Source organism: Paucibacter sp. DJ2R-2 (genome assembly GCF_025717675.1).
In the GTDB taxonomy this organism is placed as follows: Bacteria; Pseudomonadota; Gammaproteobacteria; order Burkholderiales; family Burkholderiaceae_C; genus Paucibacter_A.
This window is the reverse complement of the sequence record NZ_JAJIRT010000001.1, coordinates 1,258,291-1,274,601: the sequence shown is the minus strand read 5'-3', so window position 1 is coordinate 1,274,601 and position 16,311 is coordinate 1,258,291. Positions and strand designations below refer to the sequence as shown.

At 68.2% G+C, this 16,311-nt stretch carries 15 protein-coding genes; 11 read left to right on the top strand and 4 right to left on the bottom strand.

Translation table 11 applies throughout. The features are described from left to right. Nucleotides 1-57 precede the first annotated feature (57 nt). Entirely contained in the window at nucleotides 58-2,337 is a 2,280-nt protein-coding gene (locus tag LNV28_RS05490) for a putative bifunctional diguanylate cyclase/phosphodiesterase (RefSeq protein WP_263516104.1), read from the top strand. 26 nt (nucleotides 2,338-2,363) lie between these two features. On the opposite strand, the gene LNV28_RS05485 is transcribed toward LNV28_RS05490, so the two are convergent. Further along, nucleotides 2,364-3,386, bottom strand: a complete 1,023-nt coding sequence (locus LNV28_RS05485) for an aldo/keto reductase (RefSeq protein WP_263516105.1) — start codon at nucleotides 3,384-3,386, stop codon at nucleotides 2,364-2,366. A gap of 272 nt (nucleotides 3,387-3,658) precedes the next feature. Here LNV28_RS05485 and LNV28_RS05480 point away from each other — a divergent pair, with 272 nt between their 5' ends. Continuing rightward, nucleotides 3,659-4,639, top strand: coding sequence for a LysR family transcriptional regulator (locus LNV28_RS05480; protein ID WP_263568744.1), 981 nt, complete (start codon nucleotides 3,659-3,661; stop codon nucleotides 4,637-4,639). Here the strand turns inward: LNV28_RS05480 and LNV28_RS05475 are convergent. Then, nucleotides 4,620-5,813 carry a hypothetical protein gene (locus LNV28_RS05475; protein WP_263516107.1) on the bottom strand — a complete coding sequence of 398 codons (1,194 nt, stop codon included), beginning with the start codon at nucleotides 5,811-5,813 and terminating at the stop codon, nucleotides 4,620-4,622. The genes LNV28_RS05480 and LNV28_RS05475 overlap by 20 nt on opposite strands. 183 nt (nucleotides 5,814-5,996) lie before the next feature. Further along, complete coding sequence (asd, locus tag LNV28_RS05470; RefSeq protein WP_263517129.1) at nucleotides 5,997-6,857, bottom strand: archaetidylserine decarboxylase; 861 nt, start codon at nucleotides 6,855-6,857, stop codon at nucleotides 5,997-5,999. 125 nt (nucleotides 6,858-6,982) lie between these two features. On the opposite strand from asd, the gene LNV28_RS05465 reads away from it, so the two are divergent. Then, nucleotides 6,983-7,270, top strand: coding sequence for a ParD-like family protein (locus LNV28_RS05465; protein ID WP_263516108.1), 288 nt, complete (start codon nucleotides 6,983-6,985; stop codon nucleotides 7,268-7,270). Continuing rightward, entirely contained in the window at nucleotides 7,267-8,061 is a 795-nt protein-coding gene (gene map / locus LNV28_RS05460) for a type I methionyl aminopeptidase (RefSeq protein WP_263516109.1), read from the top strand. The genes LNV28_RS05465 and map overlap by 4 nt, the downstream gene beginning before the upstream one ends. On the opposite strand, the gene LNV28_RS05455 is transcribed toward map, so the two are convergent. Continuing rightward, nucleotides 8,043-8,690: a DUF2087 domain-containing protein gene (locus LNV28_RS05455; RefSeq protein ID WP_263516110.1), complete on the bottom strand. Its 648-nt coding sequence runs from the start codon at nucleotides 8,688-8,690 to the stop codon at nucleotides 8,043-8,045. The genes map and LNV28_RS05455 overlap by 19 nt on opposite strands. A 329-nt stretch (nucleotides 8,691-9,019) precedes the next feature. On the opposite strand from LNV28_RS05455, the gene LNV28_RS05450 reads away from it, so the two are divergent. The 7 genes from LNV28_RS05450 (at nucleotide 9,020) to LNV28_RS05420 (ending at nucleotide 16,311) form a co-directional block, all read left to right on the top strand. After that, entirely contained in the window at nucleotides 9,020-11,098 is a 2,079-nt protein-coding gene (locus tag LNV28_RS05450; RefSeq protein WP_263516111.1) for an aminotransferase class V-fold PLP-dependent enzyme, read from the top strand. A 12-nt stretch (nucleotides 11,099-11,110) separates the two neighbouring features. Beyond that, nucleotides 11,111-11,953, top strand: a complete 843-nt coding sequence (gene trhO, locus LNV28_RS05445; RefSeq protein ID WP_263516112.1) for an oxygen-dependent tRNA uridine(34) hydroxylase TrhO — start codon at nucleotides 11,111-11,113, stop codon at nucleotides 11,951-11,953. Nucleotides 11,954-11,971: 18 nt separating this feature from the next. Further along, complete coding sequence (locus LNV28_RS05440) at nucleotides 11,972-12,163, top strand: hypothetical protein (RefSeq protein ID WP_263516113.1); 192 nt, start codon at nucleotides 11,972-11,974, stop codon at nucleotides 12,161-12,163. 10 nt (nucleotides 12,164-12,173) lie between these two features. Next, nucleotides 12,174-13,016 (top strand): SPFH domain-containing protein, encoded by an 843-nt coding sequence (locus tag LNV28_RS05435; RefSeq protein WP_263516114.1) that lies wholly within the window; start codon nucleotides 12,174-12,176, stop codon nucleotides 13,014-13,016. Between the two features lie 77 nt (nucleotides 13,017-13,093). Continuing rightward, nucleotides 13,094-14,395: a UDP-N-acetylglucosamine 1-carboxyvinyltransferase gene (locus tag LNV28_RS05430; RefSeq protein WP_263516115.1), complete on the top strand. Its 1,302-nt coding sequence runs from the start codon at nucleotides 13,094-13,096 to the stop codon at nucleotides 14,393-14,395. 77 nt (nucleotides 14,396-14,472) lie between these two features. Then, nucleotides 14,473-15,357, top strand: coding sequence for a hypothetical protein (locus LNV28_RS05425; protein ID WP_263568743.1), 885 nt, complete (start codon nucleotides 14,473-14,475; stop codon nucleotides 15,355-15,357). A gap of 24 nt (nucleotides 15,358-15,381) precedes the next feature. Next, nucleotides 15,382-16,311 (top strand): pseudouridine synthase, encoded by a 930-nt coding sequence (locus LNV28_RS05420; protein ID WP_263516117.1) that lies wholly within the window; start codon nucleotides 15,382-15,384, stop codon nucleotides 16,309-16,311.

Sequence of the window (16,311 nt, the reverse complement as noted above, 5' to 3'; positions counted from 1 at the left end):
GGGGGTTCGTGTCGCCACCGCTGCCTCTGCCGGGTCCAGAGGCCATGTCTGCCTGCCATGACTGCGCTGATGTTGATGGGTGCCGGGTTGAACGCGATGCTGGGCATCGCCCTGCTGCTGCTCTGGCGCCAGGACCCGCGCTTCCCCCAGGTTCGGCAATGGGGCTACAGCTGGATTCTGCTGTCCCTGGGCCTGACCCTGGGCATTGCGCTGGCGCCCGAACAGGAGCCCAGCTGGCAGCACGACTTGCAGGCCCTGGCGGCCTCGGCCAGCCTGATGGGCTCGCTGATGCTCTTGATCGCCGGCGCGCGCAGCTACCGCCAGCTGCCCTTTCGCCAAGCCCTGTGGTTGCCGGCCTTCTTGCTGATGATGGCCAGCATCGTCGTGCTCGCTCGCCTGGACCACAGCCTGGCCGTGATCGCGGCCACGGTCTATCTTGTGGCCGGCTCCTGGGCTTGCGCCTGGTGGATGGGGCGAGGCGGCCATGCCGGCGAACGCTTTGTGGCGGCCTGCTTCGTGGCCGTTGGCCTGGTCCATGCCAGCAGCCCCTTGCTCGACCCCTTGGGCCGTTCGCCCATCACCCACACCCTGGGCCTGTTCGTGCAGACGACCTTGTCCCTGGGCTTGATCCTGCTGTCGGTGGCGCGCGCCCATGCCGACACCCGGCGCCAGAGCAACCGCTTTGAACAGCTGACCCAGCATTCCCTGCAAGGCCTGGTGGTGCTGCAGCAGCACCGTGCCGCTTATGCCAACCCGGCGGCGCGCGAGATGTTCGGCTTCCCGCCCGGCGACCAGACCGTGTCCCAGGATCAATCGTTTGATCTGCTCTCGACCCTGGTGCCCATGGACCAGCAGCGCTCGGCGAGCGAGCGCCATGCCCTGGTGCTGGCCGACCCTGATGCGCGCATCGAATGGGAGGCCACACGGCTGACGCGCGAAGGCCGTGCCCTCTATGTACGCGGCCTGTCCAGCCATCTGGAATGGGACGGCGCGCCGGCCGAGCTGCTGGTGATGATCGATGACAGCTCGCGCCAGCGGGCCGTCGACGCGCTGCGCCGCCAGGCTTTGCACGACGAGTTGACCGATCTGCCCAACCGCAACTTCGCGGTCGCCCGCCTGCGCGAGCTGACCCTCACCGGCGGCGCGCCCTTTGCGCTGATCTCGGCCGATGTCGACCGCTTCCAGCTGGTCAATGAAAGCCTGGGCCATGCCGTCGGTGACGCCTTGCTGCACGCCGTGGCGCGCCGCTTGTGCCGCCACCTGCCGGTGCAAGCCATGCTGACGCGTTTGGGCGAAGACCAGTTTCTGGTGCTGCTGGAGGGCATGGCCGAGCGCAGCGAGGTGGAGCCGGTGGTGGCGCAGATCCTGCAGCTGCTGGAGCAGCCTTTTGAGGTCGATGGCGAAGCCTTGTTCGTCCATCTGTCCCTGGGGGTCGCTCGCTTCCCCCAGGATGGCGCGGACGTCGACAGCCTCTTGCGTGCGGCCGACTCGGCCATGCACCGGGCCAAGCAGCGCGCCGGCAGTGCCTGCGAGTACTTCGAGCCGCGCATGAATGTGCGCTCGCGCGCCCGCCTGGAAGCCGAGCAGTCCCTGGGCCGGGCCATCGTCGAGCGCGAGTTCATCCTCGAATACCAACCCAAGTTCCGTGCCGACAGCCGCAAGCTCTGCGGCTTCGAGGCCTTGGTGCGCTGGGAGCGACCGGGTCTGGGCCGGGTCAGCCCGGCCGATTTCGTGCCGGCGGCCGAGCGCACCGGCCAGATCAGCGCGCTCGGCCAGCTGATCGTCGAGATTGCCAGCCAGCAGCTGCGCGACTGGCTGGATCGCTGGGGCTTGCTGGTCCCGGTGGCCGTCAATGTCTCGCCGCTGCAGTTCGACGACGCGAGCTTTGCCCAACGCCTGCTGGACCGGCTCGATGCGTTGCAGCTGCCGCACCAGAGTCTGGAGATCGAAATCACCGAGTCCGCTGCCATCGGCCACCTGGGCCGGGTCTTGCCTCAGTTGCAGCAGCTGCGCCAGGCCGGCGTGCTCTGCAGCATGGACGACTTCGGCACCGGCCAGAGTTCGCTCACCATGTTGCGCCAGCTGCCCATCAGCTGCATGAAGCTGGACCGCAGCATGATCGAGCCGCTGCCCGAGCCCCAGGCCAGCGCCATCGTCAAGGCCACCTGCGCGCTGGGGCGCTCCCTGAGCCTGGAGGTGGTGGCCGAAGGGGTCGAGAACGAGGCCCAGGCCCTGGCGGCACGCGATCTTGGGTGCACGCAGTTGCAGGGTTATCACCTGAGCCGGCCGCTGGCCGCGGCGGCGGCCGGCGAGCTGTTGGGGCGCAGCCTGGCTTGAAAGAAAGAAGAAGGAAGGCGCGCCGGTCAGCCGCGCGCCGACTCGATGCCGACCCAGCCCTTCTCGGTGTAGCGCTCGCCGGCCACGCTGCCCGGTGCGAACACGCGGTTGAGGCTGTCCAGCTGGGCGGCGTCGAGGCGGATCTGCCCGGCCGTCCAGTTGCTGCGCAGATGCGTCTGGCGCCGCGTGCCCGGGATGACCAGGGTGTGCGGCTGCTGGTGCAGCACCCAGGCCAAGGCCAGCTGGGCGGCGCTGTGGCCCCAGTCTGCCGCCAGACCGGCCAGGCCTTCGGCCAGCTGGCGGTTGTGCTCCCCGGCCTCGCCGTTGAAACGCGGGAGGGCGCGGCGGAAATCATCGGGGGCCAGGTCTTGTGTGGCCGGCAGCTGGGCGCTGAGCAAGGCACGGCCCAGCGGGCTGTAGGCGACAAAGGCCACGCCCAGCTCGGCGGTGACGGCCAGCATGGCCTGCTCGGCGCTGCGCTCCCAGAGCGAGTATTCGTTCTGCAGTGCCGCCACCGGCAGCACCGCATGAGCGCGGCGCAGCGTGTCTTCGCTGACTTCGGACAGACCCACGGCGCCGATCTTGCCCTCGGCCTTCAGGTCGGCCAGGGTCAGCATCAACTCCTCGATCGGCACGGCCGGGTCGCGGCGGTGCACATAGAACAGCTCGATGCGCTCCAGACCCAGGCGCTGAAGCGAGGCTTCGCAAGCGGCGCGGGCATAGGCAGATGAGTTGTCGATGTGGCGCTCGTAGGTGCCCGGCGGGCGCTTGATGCCGAACTTGCTGGCCACCAGCATGTCTGCCCGCTGCGCCGGGCTCAGCTCGGCCAGGAAGCGGCCGAGCAGGCGCTCGTTGTGGCCGGAACCGTAGGTGTCGGCGGTGTCGAGATGGCGTACGCCGAGCTCGCGGGCGGCATGCAAGGTGGCCAGCGACTCGGCGTCATCGACGGCGCCGTAGAACTCGCTCATGCCCATCAGGCCGAGGCCGATGGCGGGAATGTCGCGGCCGGCCAGGCGGCGGTGCAGGGGAGGTGTGGAAGGCTTGTTCATGCGGTGGTGCTCACAGTGGGCGGTGGATCGAGGTCTGCATGGTGACGGCCGGCCCTGGCCTTCACAAGCCGCCGCCGGCCGCACGGGCTGTGCAGCCCTGCTTCACAATCGGCGGGTGTTTGGGGAAGCTCTTCATCCATCGGCCCGGCCCCTGAGAGCGCGGTCTCGGGCGGCCTGCGGTGTTGCACTTCTCGCCAATAGCTAGGGCTATTGGCTTCAAACTGCGCCTTGCAGCCCATCCCGATCCGCACCACATGGCCTCGCCCCGATTGATGAAGAGCTTCCCTCGCGAAACCGAACTCCAAACCCTGCGTGTCTTTGCCGCCGTGGCCGAAGCGCGCAGCTACCGCCGCGCGGCCCAGCAGCTGGGCCTCTCGCCCTCGGCCGTCAGCCAGGCCATGCGCCGGCTGGAGGCGCAGCTGGGCGTGGCCTTGTTGAACCGCAGCACTCGCAGCGTGGCGCTGACAGCCGCGGGTGAGCGACTCCTGGCCGGGGCCGTGCCAGCCATGCTAAGTCTGGAGCGGGCTTTGGCCGGCGTGGTCGAGCTGGGCGGGCGGGTCTCGGGCAGCCTGCGCCTGAGTGTGCCGCGCAGTGCGGCTCGACTCTTGATGACCCCCTTGTTGGCGCGTTATGTCGCCGCTCACCCCCAGGTGCAGGTGGAGCTGTGCACGCAGGACGGCCTGGTCGACATCGTCGAGCAGGGCTTCGATGCCGGCGTGCGCTTCGCCGAACGCCTGCCGGCCGATATGGTGGCCGTGCCGCTCGGTGGCGCGCAGCGTTTTGTCGCGGTGGCGTCACCTGAGTTCCTGCAGCGCCACCCGGCGCCGCAGCAGCCGCAGGACTTGCTGGCCCTGCCCTGCGTGCGCCAGCGCTTCGCCAGTGGCGGCTTGTTCCGCTGGAGCTTTCTTGAACACGCGGTCGGCTGTCGCTGCGCAGGCCTAGCGTGCGCGCGAGCGGGCCTGACGACCTATCTCGACGTGCCGGGTCCTTTGACGGTGGATGACCAGGCGGTGGCCCTGCAAGCCGCATTGGACGGCGCGGGTGTGGCCTACGTTTACCAGCTGGCGGCCGCGCCCTTGCTGCAGAGCGGCCAGCTCGTCGAGCTGCTGGCCGATTGGTGCCCGCCAGGCACCGGCTTCGCGCTCTACTACCCGGGCCGGCGCCAGACCAGCCCAGCTCTGCGGGCCTTGATCGAACTGATCCAGGCGCCGCCGCTCTCCTTGCCCTCGTCGCTCAATCCAAGGCCGGTTTGAGCGATGCCGCTGAGCGGCGACGCTGACGCGCCAGCAGGGCCAGCACCAGCAGACCCGCCAGCAGCATGGCCGATGTCGTGGCTTCGGGCACGGGAGTGAGCAGGTAGGCCAAGCCGTTCTGGTCGCTGACCAAGAGTTGGCCGGCGTCGTTCAAGCCCCAGACATCGTTCAGGTACAGGCCTTCGCCCACGTTGACCAAGCTGTTCAGATCCACCATGCCCTGGCCGTTGGCACCGGTGATGAAGGCGTGGCCCTCGAAGTAGGAATCGCCGTCGGTGCCGTTGAGCAGAGTGCCGGCCACGACACCGGCGTTGTTGATGAAGCCGGCCTGGCTGTGCACCCAGCCCAGGGTGCCGAGGTCGCTCATGCTCTGGGCGCCAGCACCGGTGATGAAGGCATGCAGGCTGCCATCCGCCACGCGCGATGTGCCCGCCACCTGGGCGCTCTGATTGATGGCCAGGGCCGAGCTGTTCAAGCCACCCAAGGTGCCCAGATCGGTGATGGCGGCGCCGTTCAGGCCCCAGATCACGGCATGGAGGCTGCCATCGCTGAGGCCCGAGTTGCCGACGATCAGTCCGCTGCCGTTGATGGCTTGGGCACTGCTGGTGTTGCCGCCCAGGGTGAGTAGGCGCTCTGCTTCGGTGCTGTTGGCTTGCCAGCGCAAGGCATGGAATTTGGTGCTGCCGCTGCCGTCGCGGCCCATGCCGATCACGGTGCCGCTGTCATTGATGCCGCGGGCCGTCGTCACATTGCCGCCGATGCCGCCGAGCAGGATGGCGTTCTGACCCTGGGCGCCGGTGACGAAGGCTTCAACCCGGGTCGGATTGCTGGCGGTGATCACTTCCCCGGCGATTTGGCCTGAGAAGTTGATCGCGTTGCCGGTGGCGTCACCGGGCAGTTGGGTCATGGCCACCAGGCTTTGGCCATCGGGGCCGCTGAGGAAGGCCTGGTAAGTGCCGTTGTTGTCCAACAGGCTGCCGCTGACCTGGCCACGTGCGTTCAGCGCGTAAGTGAAGGCGCCGTTCTGGCTGAGGGACTGAACTTGATAGCTCTGCGCCTGAGCCTGGCCGCTGCAGAGCAGGCCGGCACCGAGGGCCAGCAAGGTGATCAGGGGCAGAGCGCGACGCAGGCGCGTCAGGGCTCCGGAGGAGCGAAGCAAAGGCAGTGTGTTCATGGTCGGCAGGCGCAGACCAGCGACCGGACCGGCGGACTGCTGCTGGTGGACTTGGGCGCTGCCCGCGCCAGGGGTGAATTGGCGATGGGCAGGATTCTCAGCAGCGCCTAGCGCGGCGTCGCTACGGGCTATCCCTGCCTGTTGCGCGCCAACTCCCCCCGATATGAGGGGGCCTGGAGCTGATCAGTGCGCCATCACCTCACCCAGGCGCACCGCGCTGCCACGCTGCTCCAGGCTCTCGCCCTGCCAGGCCGGGTTGAACTGCAGGCCCTGGCTGGCGGGGAAGAGCATCACCACGGTGGAGCCGAGCAGGAAGCGACCCAGTTCATCGCCCTTCTTGAGGCTGACCTGGCCGGGTGCGTAACTCCATTCGCGCACGGAGCCCGGGCGCGGCGGGTTGACCACGCCGTGCCAGATGGTGGCCATGCTGCCGACGATGGTGGCGCCAACCAGCACCATCACCCACGGACCTTGTTCGCTCTCGAAGACGCAGACCACGCGCTCGTTGCGGGCGAACAGGCCCGGCACGCCGCGGGCTGTGACCGGGTTGACCGAGAACAGATCGCCGGGCACATGGATCATGCGCGTCAGGCGGCCATCGCAGGGCATGTGGATGCGGTGGTAGTCCTTGGGGCTGAGGTAGATGTTGGCGAAGTGGCCGTCACGGAACTGCGCAGCCAGGCTGGCGTCGCCGCCGACCAGGGCGGTGCAGCTGAAGTCGTGGCCCTTGGCCTGGAAGATCTGCTCGCCCTGGATACGGCCGAACTGGCTGATCGCGCCGTCCACCGGGCAGATCAGGGGGGCGTCGGCCAGGGGGCGGGCGCCGGGCTTGAGCGCTCGGGTGAAGAACTCGTTGAAGCTCGGGTAGGCGGCGATGTCGGGGTTGGCTGCCTCGGCCATATTGACGTGGTAGCGGGCCACGAAGCGCCGGATGATGGCCGTGGTAAGCCCGCCCATGCGTGCGCCAGCGACCCAGCCGGCAAAGCGTGTCAGTGCCTGCTTGGGCAGCAGGTGTTGCAGCAGCACGGCGTGGCGTTCGGACAGGGCCATCAAGGATTCCGGTGAGAAAGAAAGGCGGCCGATTGTAGCGAGCAGGTCTGCTGCGAAGCGGGCGGGAGCTGGGTGTGCCTGTCTATACAAAACGTATACGTTTCGCATAAACTGCCGACATGGGAATCGTCAAAATTTCAGATCCGATGCATGAGAGCCTGCGCATTGCCAGCCAGGCCTTGTCGCGCTCCATCAACGCCCAGGCCGAGCATTGGATGCGCATCGGCCTGCTGTCCGAGCTCTACCCGGACCTCGACCACCGCGAGATCTGCCGCCTGCTGATCCGCGCCGAGCAGGCCGGTGGCCTGGACCTGGCCAGCGCCGCCGCCGGCCAGTTGGAGGCCGCACCGGCGGCCGCGCCCCGCCCGGCACGAGCGACCGGCCATCACAGCAAGGGCATGCAATGAACGGCCGCGTCAAGATCCGCACGGCGGAAGAGATTGCCAAGGCGCGCGAGTCGGGCCGCCTGGCCGCCCAGGTGCTGCAGATGATCACGCCCCATGTGCAGCCCGGCGTCAGCACCGACGAACTGGACCGCATCTGCCGCGAGTACATCGTCGATGAGTTGCGCGTCACCCCGGCCAATATCGGCTATCACGGCTACCCCAAGACCCTGTGCAGCTCGGTCAACGAGGTGGTCTGCCACGGCATCCCTTCGCCGACCAAGATCCTCAAAGAGGGCGACATCGTCAATCTCGACGTGGCCCTGATCAAGGACGGCTGGTTCGGTGACACCAGCCGCATGTACTTTGTCGGCCACCCCAAGCCGGCCGCACGCCGCCTGGTGCAGGTGACCTATGAAGCCTTGCGTGCCGGCATCCGCAAGGTGCGGCCCGGTGCCACCCTGGGCGATGTCGGCCACGCCATCCAGAGCGTGGCCCACCAGGCCGGCTACAGCGTGGTGCGCGAATACGGCGGCCATGGCATCGGCGACATCTATCACGACCAGCCTCACGTCAACCACTTCGGCAAGCCCGGCGAGGGCTTGACGCTGCAGGCCGGCATGATCTTCACCATCGAGCCCATGATCAACGCCGGCAAGCGCGGCGTGAAAGAGCTCTCGGACGGCTGGACCGTGGTCACGCAAGACCGCTCGCTGTCGGCGCAGTGGGAGCATATGGTGCTGGTCACCGACAGCGGCTTCGATCTGCTGACCGCCTGGCCCGAGGGCACGGGCGACTACCCGGCGATTGCCTGAGCGTCCGCCGCCTCTGCGGGCGGGCTGCGCCGGCCCGCATGGAGCCGGTGGCGGCGGCGCAGTTCCTGCAGCAAGGGCAGCAGCTCTTCGCTGGGCTGCGGGTTCTGGCGCTGGTAGCGGCGCCCGCCGTCTTCGCGGCTCAGCAGCTTCATCTCCACCAGTTCGCGGCGCAGGGTGCAGTGGTCACCGAAGCAGTGCTGGGCCTGGAGCAAGGCGTTGACCTCGCCCTCGGTGTAGATGCGGCGGCTGTCGAAATGCAGCCACAAACCCCAGATGGCCAGGCGCTGGACTTGGTGCCGGCTGGGCCAGCGGGCCAGGCGCCCTTGCTCGTCAAACTGGCGCAGGGCACGGTCGGCCAACTCGCTCAGGCCCGGATGGCGTGGGCCGCGTGCCGGTGCGATCGGCGCCGATGGCATGGGCTGCACCGAGCTGGCTGCCGGCTTCAAGCTGGCCTGCGCACGCAAGGCCTGCAAATTGCGATGGCCGGCGGCGCGCGCCAGCATATTGAGCAGGCTCAGGTGCGAGGGCGCCTGTGCTGTGCTGGCCAGATGGCTGTCCAGCTGTTGGCGCAGGGATTTGGCCAGGGCCGAGAGGTCCTCGGCATGGAAAGGAATGGCAAGACGGGTCATGGCGTGAAAGTCTCCACAGCGCGCGCGCATGGTCTGTTCGGCTCCAAGCTGAACAGTGCTGGTGCTTGCCGACCTCCAGACGAGCGCACGCAGGGGTGAGGATGATCACGGACCTGGGTCTGTACTTCTGGTGCCAATGGCAGGTTTAGCTCGCGGCAGCGCCGCGCGGCAAGGCCTGGGTGTGCTGCCGACCCGGGGCCGCAGTATAGGTGCGGCGCGGGCGGCCGGGTACCATGGCGGCTCTGCCTTTTTTCCCCACCTTGCCCTGATTTGTGCCTGCTCATGCAGGTCTGCCTGGGCTGCTTTGTCTCCCATACCCACTGATCGCCATGGAAATCTATCTCGACGCCAATGCCACCACGCCCGTGCTGCCGCAGGCCAAGGCGGCGGCCATCCAGGCCATGGTGGAGGACTACGGCAACCCCAGCAGCGTGCACAGCACCGGTCTCAAGGCGCGCGCCTTGATCGACGGCGTGCGCGCCCGCGCCCAGCGCCTGCTGGACACGGGCCGCGGCCAGCTGCTCTTCGTCAGCGGCGCCACCGAAGGCATACAGACGGCCGTGCTCTCGGCCCTGCATGCGCTGCGCGAGCGCCGTGAGGCCGGCGAGGCCATCGGCAGCCAGCTGCTCTACGGCGCCACCGAGCACAAGGCCGTGCCCGAGGCGCTCAAGCATTGGAATGCGGTGCTGGGCCTGAACCTGGCGATCCGGGCGATCCCGGTCAATCTCCAGGGCCAGCACGACCTGGATTTCCTGCGCCGTGAAGCGCCCCAGGCCGGCCTGGTCTGCACCATGGCCGCCAACAACGAGACCGGCGTGGTCAGCGACCTGGCCGGCATCGAGGCGGCGCTCGAGGCCAGCGGCAGTGCCGCCTTCTGGATGGTGGACGGCGTGCAGGCCCTGGGCAAGATCCCGCTGCGCCTGAGCCAGAGCCGCATCGATTACGCGCCCTTCTCCGGCCACAAGCTCTACGCGCCCAAGGGCATCGGCCTGCTCTATGTGCGCAATGGTGCGCCCTTCACCCCGCTGATGGCTGGCGGCGGCCAGGAAGGGGCGCTGCGTTCGGGCACCGAGAACATGTCCGGCATCGCCGCCCTGGGCGCGGTGCTGGAGGCGCTGGAAGACCCGGAGGGCAAGACCTTCCGCAGCCATGCCGAGATGAGCGGCTTCCGCGCCCGCTTGGCCGCCGCGCTCGAGCAGGCCTTCCCAGGCCTGGTCTACAACGCGCCGCTGGCACAGAGCCTGCCCACCACCCTCAATTTCTCGGTGCCGGGTCTGAGCTCGCGCCTGCTGCAGGACCTGTTCGACGCCGCCGATGTGCGCGTCAGCGGCGGCTCGGCCTGCAGCGCGGCCAAGGCCGCACCGAGCTTTGTGCTGCAGGCCATGGGCTTGCCCGACTGGCAAGCAGCCGGCGCCGTGCGCCTGTCCATCGGCCCGGCCGTGGACGAGGCTTTCATCGCCGAAGCCTGTGCCCGCATCCAGGCCTGCGGTGAATCGCTGCGCCGCAATTGCATGAGCCCGACTGACAACCTGCCCACCGTCGGCGAGGGCTTGAGCCGCTTCATGCTGGAAGGCGCCTGCTGCTATGTGCTGGCCGATGCGGCCGCGCAGCGCTGTGTGCTGATCGACCCCCTGCCCGAGCAACTCAGCCGCCTAGCCCAGGTCTTGCGCTGTCAAAACTATCCCATTGCCGCCGTGCTCAGCAGCAGCGGCGCGGCCGCCCATGGCGAGGCACGCGCCTTGCTGGCGGCCGAGCTGCCCGACCTGCTCGACGCCGCGGCCGAGATCGATGCGCTCGGCTGGCCGCTGACGCAGACCGAATTGGACCTGGGCGCCAGGCGTTTGCGCCGCGTGCTTTTGGACGGTGGCGGCCAGGCCTTGCTGCTCAGCGAAGGCGGGCCGGCGCAAGCCTGCTGCCTGGCTTTCGTCGACCCGCAGCAGGCGCTGGCGCTGGCCGAGCAGATCGGTCCGCAGGCCTTGATCGCACCGCCGAACGACCTGGCCCAGCTGCTGGCCAGCACCGTGGCGCTGGAGCGTGGCGAGGCCGTGGCCGCGCCCCTTTTGCAGCTTTCGGGTGAGCAGCTGCAGCGCTTTGTCGACGCCCACCCCGACGCCTTGCTGATCGATGTGCGCGAGCCCTATGAGCAGTTCCTGAGCCAGACGCCCGAGCTGGCCGGCGTGGCCTTGCAAGCCATGCCGCTGTCGCGCTTTCTCAATGCCATTCCGGGCTGGCTGGCCGAGCAACAGCCGCTGCTGTTCTTCTGCCGCAGCGGCAACCGCAGCCGCCAGGCCGCGCAAGCCCTGGCCCGCCTGGGCCATGGCCAGGCCTGGACCCTGGCCGGTGGCCTGGCCCTGCTGCCCGATGCGCCCATCGTGGCGCCTGCGGCCGACCCGGCCTTGCTGGTCTGAGGGCGAGCGTTCATGAGCGTGATGAGCGAGCCCCATGTCCATTCCTCCTTCTACCGTTTCGTCGCCCTGGCCGAACCCGAGGCGGTGGCAGCCCGGCTGCGCGAGCTGAGCACACCTGAGACCGGCATCGGCGGCAACATCCTGGTGGCCGGCGAAGGCATCAGCGGCGCCATCGCCGCGCCGGCCACGGCGCTGGCCGCCTTCGAGCGTGCGCTGCACGAAGACCCCGCCTTTGGCGGCGCCTTCCAAGGCCTGGTGTTCAAGCACAGCGCTTGCGCGACCCGGCCCTTCACCCTGATCAAGGTCCATTGCAAGCCGGAGATCGTCGCCTTCGGCGTGCCCGGTGTCAGCGGCCTGCCGGCCCCCGATCTGCCCGACACCCATGTCTCGCCGCAGCGCTGGCGTGAGCTGATCAGCGAGCCCGATGTGCTGGTGCTGGACAACCGCAACAGCTTTGAATACCGGCTGGGCCGTTTCAAGAATGCGGTCGATCCCGAGGTCGCGCATTTCCGCGATTTCCCGGCCTATGTGGCCGCCCATGCCGAGGCCTGGAAGGCCGAGGGCAAGCGCATCGCCATGTATTGCACCGGCGGCATCCGCTGCGAGAAGACCAGTGCCTGGATGCAGAGCCAGGGCCTCGATGTCTACCAGCTCGACGGCGGCATCGTCAGCTATTTCGAGCAGATGCCCGATGCGGCGGCCGACTGGCAGGGCGAGTGCTTTGTCTTCGATAAACGCATGGCCCTGGACACCCGGCTGCAGGAAACCGCCACCACGGCCGAGCAGGTCTATGGCGACGACCCCAAGGAAGCTTGGCGCTTGGCGCGGGCCCGTCGCCTTGATCCCAGCAGCTGAAGCGGAGCCCTTACTGCCATGCGCCAGTTTCTTGCCGTCCTGCTGCTGAGTCTGCTGCTCTACCTGGCCTGGCAGCTGCTGGGCGAGCGGCGCCGCGCCGAGCTGGGCCGCCTGCTGGGGCGCCATGCCTGGCGCCTGGCCTTGCTGCTTGCGCTCTTGCTGGGGCTCTTGCTGCTGGCCTATTTCTTCCCGCCCATCCACCTGCTCTGAAGGCCCCGATATGAAACGAAGCCCCGCCACCCTGGCCCTGCTGGGCCTGTGCGCCCTGCTGAGCGCCTGCAGCCAGATCGATACCGGCAATGTCGGCGTCGAGCGCACCCTAGGCAAGGTCGGTGCCGAGTCACTGCCGCCCGGCGTCTACTTCACGCTGTTCAAGTCGGTGGACGAGTTCACGACCAAGGAAGTCAGCTTCTCGCTCAATGACATGACGCCCAAGAGCCGCGACAACCTGACCATGAAGGACGTGGACCTGGACATCTACTTCAAGACCACGCCCGGCGCCGTGCCGGGCCTGTATGTGAAGTACCAGGGCGATGTGGTCCAGCATGGCGACATCGTCAAGGGCGGCACCAAGGACCTGGTGATTGCCTTCAGCCGGGTCTCGCGCGAGGCCCGCGAGGCGGTCTACAAGGCGATCGCCCAGTTGGACGCCACCACCATGCACACCAAGCGCACTGAGCTGGCCGAGCTAGTGCGGGCCGGCCTGCAGCAGGAGCTGGACGCCAATGACAAGGGCGCCTTTGTCGTCACCGCCGTCAATGTGCGCAATCTGCTGACCGACCCGGCCATCGAGTCGGCGATCCGCCAGCGCGCCGAAACCGACCAGGCGATCGAGAAGAAGCGCAAGGAGATCGAGCTGGCCAAGGCCGAAGCCGAACGCCTGATCGTGCAGGCCGAGGGCGAGGCGCGCGCCAACCGCATCGTCAGCGAATCGCTGACTCCGGCCCTGAAAGAGATCAAGCTGGCCGAGATCCACCGCGACACCGCGATTGCCATCGCCGGCAAGGCCGGCAACACCGTGTTGATGAGCCCGGGCGCCCAGCCCTTGATCCCGGTGCGCTGAGCCCGACCGGGGTCTTTTGCAAGGCCAACGATAATCGGGCACGCCGCTTCGGTGCCCCTGCGATCCTTTCTTCGTCCATGTCCAATCTCATCGTCCACGGCGGCACGCCTCTTGCCGGCCGCATCGTCCCCTCGGCCAACAAGAATGCCGTCCTGCCCATCCTCTGCGCGACCCTGCTGACGCGCGAGCCGGTGCGCCTGCACGGGGTGCCCGACATCACGGATGTGAAGAAGATCCTCGATGTCTTCCGCAGCCTGGGCAGCTCGGTCGAGATGGATGCCAAGAGCCGGGTGCTGAACCTGCACCACCGCGACACCCACTTCGACGCCGCCCGCGACCGCCTGCCCGAAGAGATGCGCAGCTCCATCATGCTGGTGCCCGGCCTGCTGGCGCGCTTCTGCTCGGCCCGCATCGAGGACGATGTGACCGGCTGCACCCTGGGCGTGCGCGAGATCGACCCCCATGTCGAGGTCTTCCAACGCTTCGGCGCCAGCGTCGAGCGCCAGCCCGACGGCCTGGTGCTGGCCGTGCCCGCGCGCCTGCAGGCCAATGACCACTGGACCGACTACGCCTCGGTCACCACGACCGAGAACTTCGTGCTCTGCGCCGCCCTGGCCAGCGGCCGTTCGACGCTGATGAACGCCGCCTCCGAGCCCCATGTGCAGGAGTTCTGCGCCTTTCTGAAGCTTTTGGGCGCGCAGATCGAAGGCCTGGGCACCTCGCGCCTGACCATCCACGGCGTCGAGCGCTTAGGCGGCGGTGAATTCACCTTCGCCGAAGACTTCCACGAGATCGTCACCTTCCTGGCCCTGGGCGCCATCACCGGCGGCCGGGTCGAGGTGAAGAACTCCACGCCCGAGCAGTTCCCGCTGATCGACCGTACCTTTGCCAAGTTCGGCGTGCAGATCATTCATGAGAACGGCTGGTCGCGTTCGGTCACGAATGGGCCGCTCAAGGTCAAGGAACCGTTCACCCGCAACATCCTGCAGAAGGTCGAGGCGGCGCCCTGGCCCTACCTGCCGGTCGACCTGCTGCCCATCTTCGTGGCCCTGGGCGTCAAGGCCGAGGGCAGCGTGATGTTCTGGAACAAGATCTACGACGGCGCCATGGGCTGGACTTCGGAGCTGAGCAAGTTCGGCGCCCACGCCTTCCTGTCCGACCCGCACCGCATGGTCACCTTCGGCGGCAAGCCCTTGCACGCGGCCGAAGTCGAGAGCCCTTACATCATTCGTGTGGCCATCGCCCTGCTGATGGTGGCGGCCAGCATCCCGGGCAAGTCGGTGATCCGCAACGCCACACCAATCCGCCGTGCCCACCCGCAGTTCGTCGAGAACATCTGCACCCTGGGCGCTCGCATTGAGTGGGTCGATAGCGAGTGAGGCCAGGCGTGCGGCTCAGGGCCGGCTGGCGTGCTTGGGGATGGTTGAGTGGGGTGGCGCTGTTGGGCCTGCTGCCCATGGCCGTGCTCGCCCAGGCCTCCTCGCCCGCGGCCGACCAGGGCCCCGAGCCTGGCGTGATCCGCTGGATGGTGCGCGATGTGCCGCCCCACCTCACCTATCCGGCCGGCCGGCCGCCCCAACGCGCCTCCGATCTGGGCAATGGCGAGATCGATGGCTATCTGCGCTTGCTGATCCAGCATTTGCCCCAATACCGCCATGAGTTTCTCGATGCCGGCTTTCCGCGTTTCGAGGCCCTGGTGCGCCAGGGCCAAACCCTGTGCTCGCCCTTGCATGTCAACACGCCGGAGCGGCAGAGCTGGCTCTACTTCACCCATGTGCATCCGCCCCTGATCTCGCGCCAGCTGGTCGTGGTGACGCGGCGCGAGCTGGCCCCGCGCTTCGAGAAGTTCGGCCGCCAGGTGGCGCTGGGAGAGCTGCTGCAGAGCGAGCTGGTCGGCCTGCTGCCACGTGACCGCTCATATGGCCCCAAGGCCGATGCCGCCTTGCAGGGCGCCGGGCCGCGGGCGCCCAAGACGGTGGTGACCGGCCGTCAGTCCCATCTGCTGGCCATGCTGTTGGCTCAGCGCATGGACTACACCCTGGATTACGCCAGTGCCGTGGACGAGTACCTGAAGAGCGTTGCCGTGGCGCCGGGCGAGCTGCTCAAGCTGCCCTTGCTGGAAGGCGTCAGCACCCCCCTGGCCACCTATGCCTGCAGCCGCACGCCGGAAGGGCGCAAGCAGATCGAGGCCATCGACCAGGCCGCGCGCAAGCTGGCGGCCGACCCACAGCGCGAGGCCTGGATCCAGGCCTGGCGCGGCGCCTCGCAGGATGACTCGGAGCGACAGCGCCTCAAGCGCTATCTGGACGAGCGCGCGCGCGGCGGCCCGCAGATCGACTGAGCCTGCCGCCGCACGCCTGGCACCATGAGTCGGCCGCCCAAACTCGCTCTGCCTTTGCGCGATGGCGTGGCCGCCAGCGTGCTGGCCTGCCCGCCGGGAGACTGGCCCGGCCTGCTCGACTACCTGGTCGAGCGCATGCCCGGCGTGGCGCCCGAGGTCTGGCAGCAGCGCTTGCAGCAGGGCGAGGTGCTCGATGAGCGGGGTCAGGTCTTGCCCCTGCATGCGCCTTACCGCGCCGGCAGCCGGGTCTATTACTGGCGCAGTCTGGCGCAGGAGCCGCGTGTGCCTTTCGAGGCCCGCATCTTGTTTCAGGACGAGCTGCTGCTGGTGGCCGACAAGCCGCATTTCCTGCCTGTGCTGCCCAGCGGCCGCTATGTCCGCGAGACCCTGCTGACCCGTCTGCGCCTGGCCACCGGCCTGGCAGAGCTGAGCCCCATCCACCGCATCGACCGCGAAACCGCTGGTCTGGTCGTCTTCAACCTGCAGCCGGCCACGCGCGGTGCTTACCAGGCCTTGTTTCGCGAGCGCGCCGTGGCCAAGGTCTACGAGGCCGTGGCCGGCTTGCCGGAGCCCCTGGGCCTGAGCCTGCCGCTGACCCGGCGCAGCCGCTTGATGGAGCGCAGCGAGGCCTTCATGCAGATGCAAGAAGTGCCGGGCGAGCCCAATGCCGAGACCCAGATCGAGCTGTTGCAGCGCCACCCGAGCCTGCCCTTGGCGCGCTATCGCTTGAGCCCGAGCACCGGCCAGAAACACCAGCTGCGGGCACACATGAACGCGCTCGGCCTGCCCTTGCTGGGCGACCGCATCTACCCGCAGCTGCTGCCGCCCGAGCCGGCCGATGCGCCCGACTACCGGCAGCCCTTGCAGCTGCTGGCGCAGAGCCTGAGCTTTCAGGACCCCATCAGCGGCCAGCAGCGCCGCTTCGAGAGCGCGCTGCGCCTGATGGCTTTTTGA

Excerpts from the sequence above, each read along its gene's own strand:
- LNV28_RS05490 (WP_263516104.1), top strand. The coding sequence starts at position 58 with ATGACTGCGCTGATGTTGATGGGTGCCGGGTTGAACGCGATGCTGGGC.
- LNV28_RS05485 (WP_263516105.1), bottom strand. The coding sequence starts at position 3,386 with ATGAACAAGCCTTCCACACCTCCCCTGCACCGCCGCCTGGCCGGCCGC.
- LNV28_RS05480 (WP_263568744.1), top strand. The coding sequence starts at position 3,659 with ATGAAGAGCTTCCCTCGCGAAACCGAACTCCAAACCCTGCGTGTCTTT.
- LNV28_RS05475 (WP_263516107.1), bottom strand. The coding sequence starts at position 5,813 with ATGAACACACTGCCTTTGCTTCGCTCCTCCGGAGCCCTGACGCGCCTG.
- LNV28_RS05465 (WP_263516108.1), top strand. The coding sequence starts at position 6,983 with ATGGGAATCGTCAAAATTTCAGATCCGATGCATGAGAGCCTGCGCATT.
- map (WP_263516109.1), top strand. The coding sequence starts at position 7,267 with ATGAACGGCCGCGTCAAGATCCGCACGGCGGAAGAGATTGCCAAGGCG.
- LNV28_RS05455 (WP_263516110.1), bottom strand. The coding sequence starts at position 8,690 with ATGACCCGTCTTGCCATTCCTTTCCATGCCGAGGACCTCTCGGCCCTG.
- LNV28_RS05450 (WP_263516111.1), top strand. The coding sequence starts at position 9,020 with ATGGAAATCTATCTCGACGCCAATGCCACCACGCCCGTGCTGCCGCAG.
- trhO (WP_263516112.1), top strand. The coding sequence starts at position 11,111 with ATGAGCGTGATGAGCGAGCCCCATGTCCATTCCTCCTTCTACCGTTTC.
- LNV28_RS05440 (WP_263516113.1), top strand. The coding sequence starts at position 11,972 with ATGCGCCAGTTTCTTGCCGTCCTGCTGCTGAGTCTGCTGCTCTACCTG.
- LNV28_RS05435 (WP_263516114.1), top strand. The coding sequence starts at position 12,174 with ATGAAACGAAGCCCCGCCACCCTGGCCCTGCTGGGCCTGTGCGCCCTG.
- LNV28_RS05430 (WP_263516115.1), top strand. The coding sequence starts at position 13,094 with ATGTCCAATCTCATCGTCCACGGCGGCACGCCTCTTGCCGGCCGCATC.
- LNV28_RS05425 (WP_263568743.1), top strand. The coding sequence starts at position 14,473 with ATGGCCGTGCTCGCCCAGGCCTCCTCGCCCGCGGCCGACCAGGGCCCC.
- LNV28_RS05420 (WP_263516117.1), top strand. The coding sequence starts at position 15,382 with ATGAGTCGGCCGCCCAAACTCGCTCTGCCTTTGCGCGATGGCGTGGCC.